14 protein-coding genes and 1 tRNA gene are annotated in these 15066 nt (G+C 62.8%); 8 read left to right on the plus strand and 7 right to left on the minus strand.

What is annotated here, in order from left to right:
* Positions 1–56: 56 nt before the first annotated feature.
* A complete protein-coding gene (locus NMB41_RS18430; RefSeq protein ID WP_494379252.1) occupies positions 57–272 on the minus strand; it encodes a hypothetical protein in 216 nt (71 codons plus the stop codon).
* A gap of 441 nt (positions 273–713) precedes the next feature.
* Positions 714–1103 (minus strand): RidA family protein, encoded by a 390-nt coding sequence (locus NMB41_RS18435; protein ID WP_494379253.1) that lies wholly within the window; start codon positions 1101–1103, stop codon positions 714–716.
* Positions 1104–1274: 171 nt separating this feature from the next.
* Here NMB41_RS18435 and NMB41_RS18440 point away from each other — a divergent pair, with 171 nt between their 5' ends.
* Positions 1275–1484 (plus strand): ParD-like family protein, encoded by a 210-nt coding sequence (locus NMB41_RS18440; RefSeq protein ID WP_494379254.1) that lies wholly within the window; start codon positions 1275–1277, stop codon positions 1482–1484.
* A 2-nt stretch (positions 1485–1486) separates the two neighbouring features.
* Positions 1487–2254 (plus strand): type I methionyl aminopeptidase, encoded by a 768-nt coding sequence (gene map, locus NMB41_RS18445; protein WP_494379255.1) that lies wholly within the window; start codon positions 1487–1489, stop codon positions 2252–2254.
* Here the strand turns inward: map and NMB41_RS18450 are convergent.
* A complete protein-coding gene (locus NMB41_RS18450; RefSeq protein ID WP_494379256.1) occupies positions 2251–3777 on the minus strand; it encodes a sensor histidine kinase in 1527 nt (508 codons plus the stop codon). The two genes, map and NMB41_RS18450, sit on opposite strands and share 4 nt — an antisense overlap.
* 227 nt (positions 3778–4004) lie before the next feature.
* Here NMB41_RS18450 and NMB41_RS18455 point away from each other — a divergent pair, with 227 nt between their 5' ends.
* Positions 4005–4325: a hypothetical protein gene (locus NMB41_RS18455; RefSeq protein ID WP_494379257.1), complete on the plus strand. Its 321-nt coding sequence runs from the start codon at positions 4005–4007 to the stop codon at positions 4323–4325.
* Between the two features lie 51 nt (positions 4326–4376).
* Here the strand turns inward: NMB41_RS18455 and NMB41_RS18460 are convergent, their stop codons facing one another.
* From NMB41_RS18460 to acs, 3 genes are all read right to left on the minus strand, one after another.
* Entirely contained in the window at positions 4377–6668 is a 2292-nt protein-coding gene (locus NMB41_RS18460) for a TonB-dependent receptor (protein ID WP_494379258.1), read from the minus strand.
* Between the two features lie 69 nt (positions 6669–6737).
* The gene (locus tag NMB41_RS18465; RefSeq protein ID WP_494379259.1) at positions 6738–7109 is read right to left on the minus strand and encodes a DUF2946 family protein; all 372 of its coding nucleotides are present in this window, start codon (positions 7107–7109) and stop codon (positions 6738–6740) included.
* Between the two features lie 58 nt (positions 7110–7167).
* Positions 7168–9165 carry an acetate--CoA ligase gene (acs, locus tag NMB41_RS18470; RefSeq protein WP_494379260.1) on the minus strand — a complete coding sequence of 666 codons (1998 nt, stop codon included), beginning with the start codon at positions 9163–9165 and terminating at the stop codon, positions 7168–7170.
* Positions 9166–9367: 202 nt separating this feature from the next.
* Between acs and NMB41_RS18475 the strand changes: the two genes are divergently transcribed.
* The 4 genes from NMB41_RS18475 (at position 9368) to NMB41_RS18490 (ending at position 12609) form a co-directional block, all read left to right on the plus strand.
* Positions 9368–9976 carry a TIGR00645 family protein gene (locus NMB41_RS18475; protein WP_494379261.1) on the plus strand — a complete coding sequence of 203 codons (609 nt, stop codon included), beginning with the start codon at positions 9368–9370 and terminating at the stop codon, positions 9974–9976.
* A gap of 23 nt (positions 9977–9999) precedes the next feature.
* Positions 10000–11532, plus strand: coding sequence for a fumarate hydratase (locus NMB41_RS18480; protein ID WP_494379262.1), 1533 nt, complete (start codon positions 10000–10002; stop codon positions 11530–11532).
* Positions 11533–11590: 58 nt separating this feature from the next.
* Complete coding sequence (gene murI / locus NMB41_RS18485) at positions 11591–12457, plus strand: glutamate racemase (RefSeq protein ID WP_494379263.1); 867 nt, start codon at positions 11591–11593, stop codon at positions 12455–12457.
* A gap of 76 nt (positions 12458–12533) precedes the next feature.
* A tRNA-His gene (locus NMB41_RS18490) sits at positions 12534–12609 on the plus strand.
* A 135-nt stretch (positions 12610–12744) separates the two neighbouring features.
* On the opposite strand, the gene NMB41_RS18495 is transcribed toward NMB41_RS18490, so the two are convergent.
* Positions 12745–14379, minus strand: coding sequence for a methyl-accepting chemotaxis protein (locus NMB41_RS18495; RefSeq protein WP_494379264.1), 1635 nt, complete (start codon positions 14377–14379; stop codon positions 12745–12747).
* Between the two features lie 187 nt (positions 14380–14566).
* Between NMB41_RS18495 and NMB41_RS18500 the strand changes: the two genes are divergently transcribed.
* Complete coding sequence (locus NMB41_RS18500) at positions 14567–15022, plus strand: cache domain-containing protein (protein WP_494379265.1); 456 nt, start codon at positions 14567–14569, stop codon at positions 15020–15022.
* The last annotated feature ends 44 nt before the right edge of the window (positions 15023–15066 follow it).

Below are 15066 nucleotides of genomic sequence, written 5' to 3' on the forward strand. Positions count from 1 at the left end.
AGCGACCGCTTACGACCGACCCAAAGCAGACGCACGATATTCAGTTCCGCAGTTGGTCACAGAGGTTCAGACTTGTCGCTTCGTTGATCTGCCTCGAGAGTTAATCCGATACGTTTCTTCTTCTTTTTCACGACGACAGTCTGCTCTTGAGTCGGCTTGGTCGCTGGTGGTGGGGCCACTGGCATAGGAAAACCAAGAAAAATCATAATCAAAAAGATTGGCAAAAGCGCGAAAAACAGCGGTCTCTTCCAATTAAGTTTGTTTTTAACCATGGCCAGTACGTGGTGTTTAGACCGCCGAATACAAGCACAGGGGGAGACTGCTTTTGGCCCATCGCGGTCGCGGCTACCAAAGAATTTTAGTTAGTTGTTTGTCGACCAGTTCAGCCTCTTTAACCAAGCTGGTTACAAAAAAACGCCCCAGAAGGAGGTGCAGTTGCTCTTCCATCTGCTCGTAATCAAAAGGAACGTCTAGCGACATTGTCCAACGCCTGGATTGTGAATAGCTACAAAACTGCTGTAGCTGTAGAAAAACTGCAGTTTGCGCGTACACAGTGTCATTCCGCGGCCATCTCACCCGTCGTAGAGAACTGCTCTTGGCCGCTTGCAGACCTATTGCAGCGTCCGCTTACGACCCGGCAGCAGACCTGCCTTGCCCTTCGCTTGTGCCAAAAACCATGACCTTAGGGCAGAACGAGTACGCACAGTAACTGGCTACCCTTCCAGATTCCTAAGCGCCGTAACCTCAATCTCAATTTTCATCCGCGCATCCGCCAGCCCCGCCGAAATCATCATCGCCGCCGGCCGCACATCCCCAAAATACTTGCGCAGCACCGGCCAGCATTGCTCGAACTCGCCCGCATCCGGAAGCACGTAAGTAACGCGGACAACATCCTTCAGACTGGCACCCGCCTGCTGCAAGGCCGATTCGATATTCAGCAAGCATTGCTCCGTCTGCGTCAGCAGATCGTCCGATATCGACATGTCGCTGTAATCGAACCCGGTAGTCCCAGACACGAATACCCAGTCCCCCGCCACAACAGCGCGCGAATAACCGATTTGTTCTTCAAAACGCGAGCCGGAGCTGATCAGTGTCTTTTTCATTTTCTTCAGAAGAGGGAGTTGGCCCGCTGCGGGCCTTGACATGGCTCAGTGTACGAGAGCTGTTGAAATCCAGGCAAGGAGTCGTTGTTCAGCAAACCAGCAAACTACGCTTGCCATGCCACCGAACCAGTATATATACTTCGTATACGTTTCATATATTCGGAGAGCCAAATGGGCATCGTCAACATTGAAGAAGAGCTGCACGACCAGCTTCGCAAAGCCAGCACCGTCACCCACCGCTCGATCAACGCCCAGGCCGCGTTCTGGATCAGGATCGGCCTGCTCTGCGAAATGAACCCAACCCAAAGCTTCAACGAGATCATCACCAGGGAACTGAGAAACGCCGGCGTCGAACCGCAAGCGATGACGGCGGCCGCCTAGCCATGACCAAGCGCCCCGAAGAAATCGCCCTGATGGCCACCGCCGGCAAATTGCTGGCGGACGTGTTCGGCCACCTGGATCAACTGAACCTGATCGGCATGTCGACCATGCAGGTCAACGACCTGGTCGACAGCCTGATCGTCAACGAACTCGAAGCCCGTCCCGCCAGCAAGGGCCAGTACGGCTATGCTTACGCGCTCAATTCCTCGCGCAACCACGTGGTGTGCCACGGCGTCCCTTCCCCGACCGAAATCCTGCAGGACGGCGACATCGTCAACTTCGATATCACCCTGGAGAAAAACGGCTACATCGCCGACTCCAGCAAGACCTATCTGATCGGCAAAGTGAACCCGCTGGCGGAACGCCTGGTGCAGGTGACCTACGAGGCTATGTGGAAAGGCATCAAGGCCGTCCGTCCGGGCGCGCGGCTGGGCGATGTGGGCCATGCGATCGAACGGCATGCCCTCAAGAACGGCTATTCGGTCGTGAAGGAATACTGCGGCCACGGCATCGGCCGCGAAATGCACGAGCCGCCCCAAGTGCTGCATTGGGGTAAGCCGCAAACAGGGCTGGTGCTGGAGGAAGGCATGGTCTTCACCATCGAGCCGATGCTGAACCAGGGGCGGCGCGCGGTACGCACCGAAGACGACGGCTGGACGGTCGTCACGCGCGACGGGCAACTGTCCGCCCAGTTCGAGCACACGGTGGCCGTGACCCGCAATGGCGTGCGCGTGCTCACCTTGCGCGCCGAGGAAAAACTGCGGGCTTAGCCTGCCCGCGGCAGCACGACCGTAAACGTCGTTCCCTGCCCGGCACCGTTGCTTTCCGCCCGCACCGTTCCGCCGTGCAGTTCGGTCAGGCGCTTGACCAGCGCCAGGCCCAATCCCAGGCCGCCCTGGCGGCGGTCGGGCGTGAGCGTCGCCTGGGTAAAGGTCTCGAATACGTGCGGCAGCAAGGCGGCGTCGATGCCGATGCCGTTATCGCGCACCGCAACCGCTACCTGCTGCGCGTCGGTCGTCAACTGCAAGGCCAGCGCCCCGCCCTCCGGGGTGTACTTGGCCGCATTGTTGAGCAGGTTGGCAATCACCTGCACCAGGCGCTTGTGGTCGCCCAGCACGACCACCGGCTCCGGCAGCAGCTCGAGCCGGCATGCATGTCCCTTGCGCTCGATCGCCGGGCGCACCTGTTCATACGCATCGTTGATCGCCGTGCCGATGTCGACGGCTTGCTGCTCGAGCGTCAGCTGGCCGCGCCCGATGCGCGAGACATCCATCAGGTCGTCGACCAGGTGCACCATGTTGTCGACCTGGCGCAGGATCATGCTGCCGACCTTGTCGATGCGCGTCTTGTCGGGGTCGCGCATGTGGTGCAGCACCTCGGCCGCCGACTGGATGGGCGCGAGCGGATTGCGCAGCTCGTGCGCCAGCGTGGCGAGGAAAACGTCCTTGCGGTCGCGCTCCTCGCGCAGCTGCTGCAGCGCGTTCTGCAAGTCCTGCTCGGCGCGGGTGCGGGCGACGTCGATCTGGTACAGGCGCCAGGCGAAGCGCCAGATCAGGAGCCCCAGCAAGACGATGGTGCCCCACGCCAGCAGGGGCAGCAGCGTTTCCGCGTCGTACAGGCCGGCATGCAGGGCGATCACGGCACAGACGGCCAGCACCACCGGAATGGCCAGCGCCAGGAACAGCAGGCGCCGCGCGATGCGGGCGCTGGGCGAGGAGCCCCCGATGACCATCATGATGCCCTCGCCGGGCCGCAGCATGAGGGCGCCACAGGCAAGCAGGATGGCTGCCGCCGTCGTCGGCAAGGACACGCCCTTCCCCGGCAACATCTCGTACAGGCTCGTCTCCTGGGAAAAGTAGCCGGCGAAATTGAGCAGAGCCAGAAGGAGTACGGCGACGATCCCGATCTGGGCAAGCTCGACGTGACGGTCGCGCGCCAGCAGGGCAAGTGCGGCGCCGAGTATGCTGAAAAGGCTCGAGGTCAGGGGCGCCGACAGGCTGAGCGCCGACTGCGCGCCTGCGTAGGAGAGCAGCCAGGGCGCCGGCGCGGCGCCCACGATGTGGCATGCCAGCATGAACAGGCTGCCGGCGCAGACCAGCAGGCCGAGCGCGGCTGCCACGCCGGAGGGCGCAGGATGGCGCGCCTGGAGCCACAGGCTGGCGGTGCTGGCCAGCACCAGCACGGTCGTCGCCGGCACCATGCGGGGCAGGCTTTCGAACAGCGACAGCAGCAAGGGAATATCGAGCACCCAGCCGATTGCATTGGCCATGCCGAGCAGGAGGCAGGCTGCCACGCTCAGGTAAAGCAGTGGCGGCCGGGATGGAGACGTTGGCAAGGCGGAACTCACAGCTGAGAAATAGCCATTGTAATCGCTTGCGCGTGCACAAATGCCATTGCTTGCTGCTGCGCGATCGACGGCTTGGCAACAAGGAAGCGACAGTTCATATTTACCGGTTGAAGCCGTCCCCCAATGATGGCAAACTGACAGCTGGCCACACCCTTCCATCCAGGAGAACGACAATGAACACCATGGCAGGCGGCAACGCACCAAAGCACATCGGCGGCAAGCAATTCCTGCGCGTCCTCCTCGGCACGGCGGCCATCCTGCTGATTCCGTTCGTCGCCATGCAGTTCACTCGCGAAGTCAACTGGACTGCGAGCGACTTCGTGATTGCCGCCATCCTGCTGGCGGGCACCGGCCTGCTGTTCGAGCTGGCTTCGGCGAAACTGCGTACGCGCAAGTCGCGTTTGATTGCCATTGCGGCGATCGGATTCTGCTTCGTGTTTGTCTGGGCCGAGCTGGCCGTGGGGCTGGTGGGAAGTCCGTTCGCCGGCTCCTGAGCCGAGAATCAATCAATCAACAGGCCGTCCTCGGGACGGCCTTTTTCATTCCTACAAGTCGTACTTCAACTCCGCCAGGAAGGTGCGCTGCGGATAAGGATGGAAGTTCCAGTACTGGTAGTTGTTCAGGTTATCGATCCCCAGCGCCAGGCTCCACTGGGCATTCAGGCGGTAGGTGGCGCGCAGGTCGGTGGTGAAATACTTGCTGGCGCCCTGGTAGGCAAAGCCGTTGGGGTCGGAATTATCCAGGGTCGAGAACTGCTTGCCGCTATAGCGCGCGGCTAGCGTCAGTGCGAGCCTGTCGTTGACGCGGTAGCTGGCCACGCTTGTCGCGCGCCACTCGGGAATGCGCGGCTGGCGCTTGCCGATGCTGGCCGGGAAGTTGGGGTTGTCGTCGATCGTCGAATCGGTCCAGGTCAGGCTGGCGTTCAGGTCCAGGCCGGCCCAGCGCACGTCGGCCGCGCCATAGGCCAGCTCAAACCCTTTGGTCTCGATGCGGCCGACGTTCTGCACGTTGGTGACATTCGGCACGACCAGCACGTTGGCCTGCGAATACAGGGCGTCGCGGGTGCGCTCGCCAAACGCGGTCAGGCGCAGCGATCCGGTCTCGAGCTTGCGCTCGGCCGTCAGTTCGCCGGTCCAGGAGCGCTCCGGGGCCAGGCCCGGGTCGTTATTGATCAGCACGCCAACATTGTTCACGCCGCCCTGGTAGAGCTCGGAAACAGTCGGCATGCGCACCGCGCGTCCAAGCGAGGCTTTCATGGTCCAGTCGGGCGTGGCCTGCCAGGCGAGCGCCGCCTTGGGCGAGAGGTAGTGCTCGCTGCGCCCGCCATGCGCCACGGTCGTGACGGCATTCGCCGTGCGGCCGTCGCTCGCTTCCCAGCGTTCCAGGCGCGCGCCGAGCACGACTTTCCACTGCGGGGCGAAGCGCCAGGTGTCCTGGGCATACAGGGCCTGGGTTTGCGTACGCCCGCCGAAAGCCGCGTTGCGCGCACCTGGCGCGCCGTCGATCCAGTTCCTGGTGGCGCGTTCGATGCTCTCCAGCTTGTAGGCTTCGCGCTGGTAGCCGAACTCGACGATGTGGGCGCCATGCATTCCTTGCGGGCGCCAGATGCCTTTGGCGGCGAAGGTGTTCCAGCCCGTGCCGCTGCCGTCGACGATGCGCCCCGCCCCGCCGTTCAGCGCGCCCGGCAGCGCCACCGTCGCGGCGCGCAAGCTGTCTTCGTCGTAGTCGTACAGGCTGGCCGCCAGTTCCCAGTCGAACTCGCCTTTGGTATAGCTTTTGACCGTCAAGCCGTGCATCACGTGGCGCAGTTTTTCGTTCGAGACGTTGAAATCGGTCTGGCCGAGCGTATAGGTGCGCCCGTCTATCGTGACCGGGCCGCTGTAGACCGGCTGGCCCGCGCCGTTGCGCAGGTAGCTCTCTGGCCGGCCTTCCGAATCGTTCTGCCACAGGCCCAGCACATAGGTCGCGCGCAGCGTCGGCGAGACGTCGTAGGCGAGCTTGGCCTTCAAATGGTCCTGCACCGTGCTGTACTGCGTGGCCGTTCCCAGGATCAGCCAGTCGCGATAGCTGCGATCCTGCCCCGGCACCGCGCCGCGCACGCTATCGGGGTTGCCAGTGGCCGTGCCGGCGCCCGGCAGGCGGGTGACGAAGGTTTGCGGCTGGCCCTCGCTGTCGTTGCGGCTGAGGTCGATGAACCAGGACCAGGCGCCCTGCCGGTTGCCGAGCGACACGCTGCCCTGGCGGCCGTTGAAATCCTCGCGCGTGTTGTAGAGCCGGAAGGGCTGATGCGAGAGCGACAGTTTCGCGTGCGCCTCGAAGCGGCGCGGCATGCGCGTCACGTAGTCGACCACGGCGCCGACCGAATTGCCGCCGTAGGCCGCCGAGAACGGTCCGTAGAGCACGTCGACCCGCTCGATTTCCGATGGCGTGACCATGCCCCAGCGCGGCGCGAAGGTGGCGCCGTTGCCGAGGTAGTTCGACAGCAGGATGCCGTCCGCATACACGGCCGAGCGCGCGCTGTTGCCGGTGCCCGAGGCCCGCGTCGAGAGCACGGCGTGGTTGTAGTCGCCGATGTAGCGCTTGCGCACCAGCAGGCTCGGCAGGTATTTGAGCGCGTCTTCCGCATCAAGGGCGTTGATGGTGCGGGCAATTTCCGCGGCGGTGATGCCCTCGATGGTGGTCGGGATCTGGGTCGGCAGCGAGGTCGGGCGGTTGCCGGTGACGATGACCGTGCCCATCTGTTTCACCGGCGCGGCGTCAAGCGTGTCCTGCGCGAGGGCATTGGCGGCGAACGCAGCCAGAATGGCCAGCGCGAGTGGAGTTTGTTTCCGTTTCATGGGAGTTCCTGTTCGTACGATGCGAACGCAGCACACGCCACTTGGCATGCGCTACGGTACCAAGGCAAATCAGGAAAGGACGGGTGGTCCGCGCGAGCGGGTTGCGGCCCAGTGAAACAGCGGCTCGGGAGCCTGGTAGAACAGCGAAGGCAGCACGGCGCCGCCAATGGCGACCAGCGCCGCCGGCGTTGACGGCAGCAGGCAAGGCGCGTGATGCTGGTCGGCGCAATACGGGCAATGCTTGAAGGGATTGGGACCGAGGTCGATGGTGCTGCTCTTCACGTCGGTCAGGGTATGGCCGACGGCGCTACAAATCGGAAATTCGATGGCCTGCGCGCTTGCAGGCACGAAGGCATGCGACAGCGTCGGCGCGAGCGCGCCGAACAGCATCGCCAGGCCGGCGAGCCACGCAATCAGGGCATGTCGAAAAATCCGTGTCATGCCTGAAGTATAACGAAAACGGCCTGCGTACGGGACGCAGGCCGCGCCGCAACAACAATCAGGCAGATTCCTTGAGCTGCTCGAGAATCGCCGGGTTTTCCAGCGTCGACACGTCCTGGGTAATCGTTTCGCCCTTGGCCAGCACGCGCAGCAGGCGGCGCATGATCTTGCCCGAACGCGTCTTCGGCAGGTTGTCGCCGAAACGGATTTCCTTCGGCTTGGCAATCGGTCCGATTTCCTTGCCGACCCAGTTGCGCAGCTCGGCGGCCAGCTTCTTCGCCTCGTCGCCGGTCGGACGCGGCCCCTTCAGCACAACAAAGGCGCAGATCGATTCGCCCGTGGTTTCGTCTGGTTTACCGACCACAGCCGCCTCGGCCACGATCGGGTTGGCCACCAGCGCCGACTCGATTTCCATGGTGCCCATGCGGTGACCCGAAACGTTGAGCACGTCGTCGATGCGGCCGGTGATGGTGAAATTGCCCGTGTCCTTGTTGCGGATCGCGCCGTCGCCAGCCAGGTAGTACTTGCCACCCAGTTCTTCCGGGAAGTAGCTGGTTTTAAAACGCTCCGGGTTGTTCCAGATGGTGCGGATCATCGACGGCCATGGACGTTTCACGACCAGGATGCCGCCCTGCCCGTTCGGCACATCGACGCCGGCCTCGTCGACGATCGCCGCCATGATGCCCGGCAGCGGCAGCGTGCACGAGCCCGGCACCATGGGCGTCGCGCCCGGCAGCGGCGTGATCATGTGGCCGCCGGTCTCCGTTTGCCAGAAGGTGTCGACGATCGGGCAACGTTCCTGGCCGACGTTCTTGTAGTACCACATCCAGGCTTCCGGATTGATCGGCTCGCCCACCGAGCCCAGCAGGCGCAGCGAGGACAGGTCGTAGTTCTTCGGGTGGACTTTTTCGTCCACATCGGAAGCCTTGATCAGCGAACGGATCGCGGTTGGCGCCGTGTAGAAAATGCTGACCTTGTGCTTGGCGATGGTGTCCCAGAAGCGGCCCGCGTTCGGGAAAGTCGGCACGCCTTCGAACACGACCTCGGTAGCGCCGACCGCCAGCGGACCGTAGGCGATATAGCTGTGGCCGGTCACCCAGCCGATGTCGGCCGTGCACCAGAACACGTCGTCCGGCTTGATGTCGAAGGTCCATTTCATCGTCAGCGCGGCCCACAGCAGGAAGCCGCCGGTCGAGTGCTGGACGCCCTTCGGCGTGCCGGTCGAGCCCGAGGTGTAGAGGATGAACAGCGGGTGCTCGGCCTCGACCCATTCCGGCTCGCACTCGGCGCTCTGGCTGTCGACCAGCTCGTTCAGCCAGAGGTCGCGCCCCTCGGTCCAGGCGATGTTACCGCCGGTACGCTTGTAGACGATGACGTCGCGGATGGTGTCGCAGCCACCCAGGGCCAGGGCTTCGTCGACGATGGCTTTCAGGGGCAGCGACTTGCCGCCGCGCTGCTGCTCGTCAGCAGTGATGACCGCCACGGCGCCGGCGTCGATGATGCGTTCCTGCAGCGACTTGGCCGAGAAACCGCCGAACACGACCGAATGGGTCGCGCCGATGCGGGCGCAAGCCTGCATCGCAGCCACGCCTTCGATCGACATCGACATATAGATGATGACGCGGTCGCCCTTCTTGATGCCGCGTGATTTGAGGCCATTGGCGAACTTGCAGACGCGCGCGTGCAGCTCGCGGTAGGTGGCGCGGGTGACGGTGCCGTCGTCGGCTTCGAAGATGATGGCCGTCTTTTCGGCATTACCGTTCTGCAGATTGCGGTCGAGGCAGTTGTAGGAGGCGTTCAGCTGGCCGTCGGCGAACCATTTATAGAAGGGCGCATCGGACTCGTCGAGGGTGCTGGTAAACGGCTTGTGCCAGTCGAGGTGTTCTCTAGCCAGGCGGGCCCAGAAGCCTTCGTAGTCGCTGGCCGCTTCCGCGCACAGCTTGTCGTAGGCGTCCATGCCTGCAATGGCGGCCTTGGCGGTAAAGGCTGGCGGCGGCGGGAACACGCGGTGTTCCTGCAAGCCATGGTTTTCCTGCTTGGTCTCGGTCTCGGACATGCTAGTCTCCATCGTAGTAGTTTTATCAGACACCATAGGTGCGCCCGCTTACTGCCCCCTTACAGGAGATCGATCGGCCCACCTGCCCTATTCAGGTGCGATTTTACCAACCCTCAGGCAAACCGACGCGGCCATCTGCAAGCGCGCGCCAGCCGTGTAAAATGATGGGCTGTATTTCGTCCGAACCCTGGAGCCGCACCCGATGTCGCAACAAATCCCAAGCAATGGACCACCCAAGCTGACTCCCCTGAACCGGCTGATCTTCTCCAGCCGCTGGCTGCAGTTGCCGCTCTATCTGGGCCTGATCCTGGCGCAGTGCGTCTACGTGTTCCATTTCTGGGTCGAACTGAAGGACCTGATCGGCGCCGCAATGGGCAATGCCGCCTCGCTCGCGCACATCCTTGACGTCGTCACAGTCAGCGGCGCGGCCCGGCCGACCAAGCTGACCGAAGTGACGATCATGCTGGTCGTGCTGGGCCTGATCGACGTCGTCATGATCTCGAACCTCTTGATCATGGTCATCGTCGGCGGTTACGAGACCTTTGTCTCGCGCATGAACCTGGAAGGCCACCCAGACCAGCCGGAATGGCTGTCGCACGTGAACGCCTCGGTGCTGAAAACCAAACTGGCGATGGCGATCATCGGCATCTCCTCGATCCACCTGCTGAAAACCTTCATCAACGCGGCGAACTATTTGCCGGCAACGATGATGTGGCAAACCATCATCCATTGCGCGTTCCTGCTGTCGGCGATGGCGATTGCCTATACCGATCGCATCGTCATGACGACGCACCAGTCAAAGAACCATTAATTCATCTACACACGAGAATTCCCATGACCGTCATCAAACAGGAAGACCTGATCGAATCCGTCGCCGCTGCGCTGCAGTACATCAGCTATTACCACCCGGCTGATTACATCCAGCACCTGGCGCGCGCCTACGAGGCCGAGCAGAGCCCGGCAGCAAAAGACGCGATCGCGCAGATCCTGACCAATTCGCGCATGTGCGCCGAAGGCAAGCGTCCGATCTGCCAGGACACGGGCATCGTCAACGTCTTCCTGAAGATCGGCATGGGCGTGCGCTTGGAAGGTTTTAGCGGCACCGTCACCGACGCCGTCAACGAAGGCGTGCGTCGTGCGTACAACTTCGAGGACAACAAGCTGCGCGCCTCGATCGTGGCCGACCCGCATTTCGAACGCAAGAACACGAAGGACAATACCCCGGCCGTGGTCCACATGGAACTGGTCGAAGGCAATACGGTCGACGTGAAAGTCGCAGCCAAGGGCGGCGGCTCGGAAAACAAGACCAAGTTCGTGATGTTGAATCCTTCCGACTCGCTGGTCGACTGGGTCATGAAGACCGTGCCCCTGATGGGCGCCGGCTGGTGCCCACCGGGCATGCTCGGCATCGGCATCGGCGGCACCGCCGAAAAGGCGATGCTGATGGCCAAAGAGTCGCTGATGGAAGACATCGACATGTACGAGCTGAAGCAGCGCGGCCCGCAGAACAAGACGGAAGAACTGCGTATCGAGCTGTGCGACAAGATCAATGCGCTCGGCATCGGCGCCCAGGGCCTGGGCGGCCTGACGACTGTGCTGGACGTCAAGATCAACATGTACCCGACCCACGCGGCATCGAAACCGGTCGCCATGATCCCGAACTGCGCGGCCACCCGCCACGCCCATTTCGTGCTCGACGGCTCCGGCCCGACCTATATCGAACCGCCGGCACTGTCGAGCTGGCCTGACGTGCAGTGGATGCCGGACACCCAGAAATCCAAGCGCGTCGACCTGAACACGCTGACGAAAGAAGAAGTCGCTTCCTGGACGCCGGGCCAGACCCTGCTCCTGAACGGCAAAATGCTGACCGGCCGCGACGCCGCGCACAAGCGCATCCAGGACATGCTGGCCAAGGGCGAATCGCTGCCGGTGGACTTCACGAACCGCGTGATTTATTACGTCGGCCCGGTCGACCCGGTCGGCAGCGAAGTCGTGGGTCCAGCCGGCCCGACGACGGCGACGCGCATGGACAAGTTCACCGACATGATGCTGGAGCAGACCGGCCTGATCTCGATGATCGGCAAGGCCGAGCGCGGCCCGATTGCGATCGAATCGATCCAGCGCCACAAGTCGGCCTACCTGATGGCGGTCGGCGGCTCGGCTTACCTGGTCTCGAAAGCGATCAAGTCGGCCAAGGTGGTCGGTTTCGAAGACCTGGGCATGGAAGCGATCTACGAGTTCGACGTGCAGGACATGCCGGTGACGGTGGCGGTCGATTCGACCGGTACCTCGGTGCACAACACCGGGCCGAAGGAATGGGCGGCTAAGATCGAATCGCTGAAGGGCATTCCGGTCAACGCGATCTAACCCGTAGGGTGGGCGGCTACGCCGCCCACGCGTTCAACGCACGTTGGCATACCCACTCATGCTCCCTGCACACCGCCCCGACGCCCCCATCGGCATCTTCGACTCCGGCGTCGGCGGCCTGTCCGTGCTGCGCCACATCCGCGCGCAGCTCCCGCACGAACACCTGATGTATTTCGCCGACTCCGGCTTCGCCCCCTACGGCCCCAAGCCGGAACCGGTGGTGGCCGAGCGCGTGCTCGCCATCGGCGATTTTCTAGTCCGCCAAGGCGCAAAAGCCATCGTCGTGGCCTGCAATACCGCCACCATCGCTGCAATCGCCCTGCTGCGCGAGCGCTATCCGGCCCTGCCGATCGTCGGCGTCGAACCCGGCCTGAAACCGGCCGCGGCCGCATCAAGCAGCAACACGGTCGGCGTGCTGGCCACCGAAGTCACGCTCAGCGGCAAAAAATTCCTGCTGCTGCGCGACCAGATCGCCGACAGCACCGGCGCCCGCTTCCTGCTCCAGCCCTGCCACGGCCTGGTGGACCAGATCGAACTGGGCGAACTCGACTCGGACACCACGACCACCCTGCTGCGCCGCTACATCGAGCCCCTGCTGGCCGAAGGCGTCGACACGCTCGTGCTCGGCTGCACCCACTACCCCTTGGTGCAGGCCTCGATCGAACGCGTGATCGCCGCATATAGCGACCGTCCCGTCACCCTGATCGATACCGGCGAAGCCGTCGCACGCCACCTTGCGCGGCTGCTGGCCGCCGGCGGCATCGCGCGTGAAGCAAGCGGCGCACCTGCCCGCCTGGACGGCTACACGAGCGCCAGCGCGACTGCCCTTTCCGCCGCCTTCTCCAGCCTGCTCGGGCTCGATCCACCCACCCACGAGGTGATCCGGGAGCCTGGCGGCGAGATCTTGATCGAACAGAACAAATAGATTTGCCAGTTTGCTTTGAAGTTTGTATAATCTTGCTCTGTCTCGGCAGTGCAGAGATAGAAAAGCAAGACCAGTGGTGGCTGTAGCTCAGTTGGTAGAGTCCAGGATTGTGATTCCTGTTGTCGTGGGTTCGAGCCCCATCAGCCACCCCAAGAATTCGTTGTAAAAGAAAGGGTTACATGCTTCGGCGTGTAACCCTTTTTTCATTTCCGGCGCCGTCTTCCGGAAACGCGCACGAAAAAAAGGCTGCCGCAGCAGCCCTCCTCCAATCCATCCCCAGACGCGGATCAGAACTCTTCGCCCGCCATGGCCAGCTGGCGCAGAGGCGCCGCCTTCCTCGCACCCGCCGGGGCAGCCAGCGCCAGGCGCGGCTGCGTATCGTCGAGCTTGAACACGGACACCAAACGTGCCAGTGCGGCGGCCTGGTCTTCCATCGCCTCGGCCGACGCGGCAGCCTGCTCGACCAGCGCGGCGTTCTGCTGCGTGGTCTGGTCCATCTGGCCGATGGCCTGGTTGACCTCTTCGATGCCGGCGCTCTGCTCGGCGCTGGCCGAGCGGATCTCGGCGATGATCTGGGTAACGCGGTGCACGCTCGAGACGATTTCGTTCATGGTGCTGCCGGCTTCGGCCACCAGGGTGCTGCCGACGCCGACGTTGCTCACCGAGTCGTCGATCAGCGCCTTGATTTCCTTGGCGGCGGTGGCCGAACGCTGCGCCAGCGAGCGCACTTCGGACGCCACCACGGCGAAACCGCGGCCCTGCTCGCCGGCGCGCGCGGCTTCCACCGCGGCGTTCAGCGCCAGGATATTGGTCTGGAAGGCGATGCTGTCGATGACGCTGATGATGTCGACGATCTTCTTGGATGACGCATTGATCGAGCCCATGGTGGCCACGACCTGCGCCACCACTTCGCCGCCGCGGCGCGCCACGCCCGACGCCGACTCGGCAAGCTGGTTGGCTTGCTGGGCGTTGTCGGCATTCTGGCGCACGGTGGCGGTCAGTTCTTCCATCGAGGACGCCGTCTCTTCCAGGGCGCTGGCCTGCTGCTCGGTGCGGCTCGACAGGTCGAGGTTGCCGGCGGCGATTTCGCGCGAGGCGGTGCCGATGCTGTCGGTGCCGGTGCGCACGTCGCCGACCATGGTGGCCAGGCTGTCGTTCATCTTGCGCAGCGCCGCGTACAGGCGCGTGATCTCGTCGCGCCCGCTCGCTTCGATCTGCGAGGTCAGGTCGCCTTCGGCCACGCGCTCGGCAATCGAGACGGCTTCGTGCAGGGGGCCGGCGATGGTGCGCGTGATCAGCCAGGCGAACAGCGCGCCGGCGGCAATGGCCAGGGCGCTGACCAGCAGCGTGATTTGTTTCAATTGCAGGTCGTGCCCGGCGGCTTCGGTCAGCACGGCGCCGGTTGCAGCATTCGATTGCGTGACCAGCTGGTCCATTTCCGCCATGGCGGCCTGGTTCAGCGGGTCGATCTGGGTGACGATGGTCTTGACGGCGCTTTCGCTATCGAAGGCCATTGCCTGGCCCAGTGCTTCCTTGAACGGCTTTTGCAGGGCGGCGTCGATGCGGGCGATTTCGGCCAGGCGCTGCTTCTCAGCCGGGCTCAGTTCGAGCGCCAACAGCGCGGCGCGTGCGCCGTCATAGCCGGTTTGCAACTGCTTGATGCGCTGCTCTTGCTTTTGCATGGCCGCTACATCGCTCTGCAGGCCGATATTGCGGATGGCGATGCCGCTTTGCAGCTGGGCGCTCTTCATCGTGGCGACCAGCACGGTCTTCTTGTTGGCAGCCTCGATACCCGTGGTCAGGCGGTCGCGGTTGGAATTGCTCAGTACGGTATTGATCAAAACAACGACGGCCAGGAGCGCCAGCAGCGTGCCGAAGCCCGCCGCCAGTCGAGTGCCGATACGTAAGTTTCGGAAGTTCATTTATTTTGCCCCTAAGTAAGTTTTTTCTGTATTCTATATTGATGCAGGGCAAAAGAATCAGGCCTTACATGCTGCTTCGGCCTTATTCAAAATAAGTGTTGCGATTCGGCGACTGCCCCTTCAGCGATACGAGTTCGTGCCGATACCTACTTCACGCAATCAAGCGTTTTACCCGTAAAGGATGACTATGAAAGCATTATTCCGTACGCTGGCCGTGTCGGCAGCTCTGATCATGGCGGCACCGGCATTTGCTGCAGACGGCACTCAGGAAGAGGCCACGGCGATGGTCAAGAAGGCAGTCGCCCATCTGAAAGCCAACGGCAAGGACAAGACCCTGGCCGAGATTTCGAACAACAAGGGCCAGTTCGTCGATCGCGACCTGTACATCTCGGTCTACGACATGAAAGGCACGGTGCTGGCGCATGGCACCAACGGCAAGCTGATCGGCAAGGACGTGTCGGCCCTGAAGGATGCGGACGGCAAGGAATTCATCAAGGACATCGTGGGCAAGGCCAAGGCCGCCGGCAAGGGCACCTCCGATTACAAGTGGCCTAATCCGGTCACCAAGGAAATCCAGGCCAAGACCGTGTACTTCGAAAAGGCCGACGATATGGTCTTCTCGAGCGGTTACTATCGCAAGTAATCCCGGGTTTAACGGGAACGAAAAAAAAGCCACCGCAAGGTGGC

The organism is Massilia sp. FBCC-B171 (assembly GCF_059134155.1).

What these genes read in the sequence shown, in the direction of transcription:
- NMB41_RS18430 (WP_494379252.1), bottom strand. Translation starts at nt 272, where the DNA reads ATGGTTAAAAACAAACTTAATTGGAAGAGACCGCTGTTTTTCGCGCTT.
- NMB41_RS18435 (WP_494379253.1), bottom strand. Translation starts at nt 1,103, where the DNA reads ATGAAAAAGACACTGATCAGCTCCGGCTCGCGTTTTGAAGAACAAATC.
- NMB41_RS18440 (WP_494379254.1), top strand. Translation starts at nt 1,275, where the DNA reads ATGGGCATCGTCAACATTGAAGAAGAGCTGCACGACCAGCTTCGCAAA.
- map (WP_494379255.1), top strand. Translation starts at nt 1,487, where the DNA reads ATGACCAAGCGCCCCGAAGAAATCGCCCTGATGGCCACCGCCGGCAAA.
- NMB41_RS18455 (WP_494379257.1), top strand. Translation starts at nt 4,005, where the DNA reads ATGAACACCATGGCAGGCGGCAACGCACCAAAGCACATCGGCGGCAAG.
- NMB41_RS18460 (WP_494379258.1), bottom strand. Translation starts at nt 6,668, where the DNA reads ATGAAACGGAAACAAACTCCACTCGCGCTGGCCATTCTGGCTGCGTTC.
- NMB41_RS18465 (WP_494379259.1), bottom strand. Translation starts at nt 7,109, where the DNA reads ATGACACGGATTTTTCGACATGCCCTGATTGCGTGGCTCGCCGGCCTG.
- acs (WP_494379260.1), bottom strand. Translation starts at nt 9,165, where the DNA reads ATGTCCGAGACCGAGACCAAGCAGGAAAACCATGGCTTGCAGGAACAC.
- NMB41_RS18475 (WP_494379261.1), top strand. Translation starts at nt 9,368, where the DNA reads ATGTCGCAACAAATCCCAAGCAATGGACCACCCAAGCTGACTCCCCTG.
- NMB41_RS18480 (WP_494379262.1), top strand. Translation starts at nt 10,000, where the DNA reads ATGACCGTCATCAAACAGGAAGACCTGATCGAATCCGTCGCCGCTGCG.
- murI (WP_494379263.1), top strand. Translation starts at nt 11,591, where the DNA reads ATGCTCCCTGCACACCGCCCCGACGCCCCCATCGGCATCTTCGACTCC.
- NMB41_RS18495 (WP_494379264.1), bottom strand. Translation starts at nt 14,379, where the DNA reads ATGAACTTCCGAAACTTACGTATCGGCACTCGACTGGCGGCGGGCTTC.
- NMB41_RS18500 (WP_494379265.1), top strand. Translation starts at nt 14,567, where the DNA reads ATGAAAGCATTATTCCGTACGCTGGCCGTGTCGGCAGCTCTGATCATG.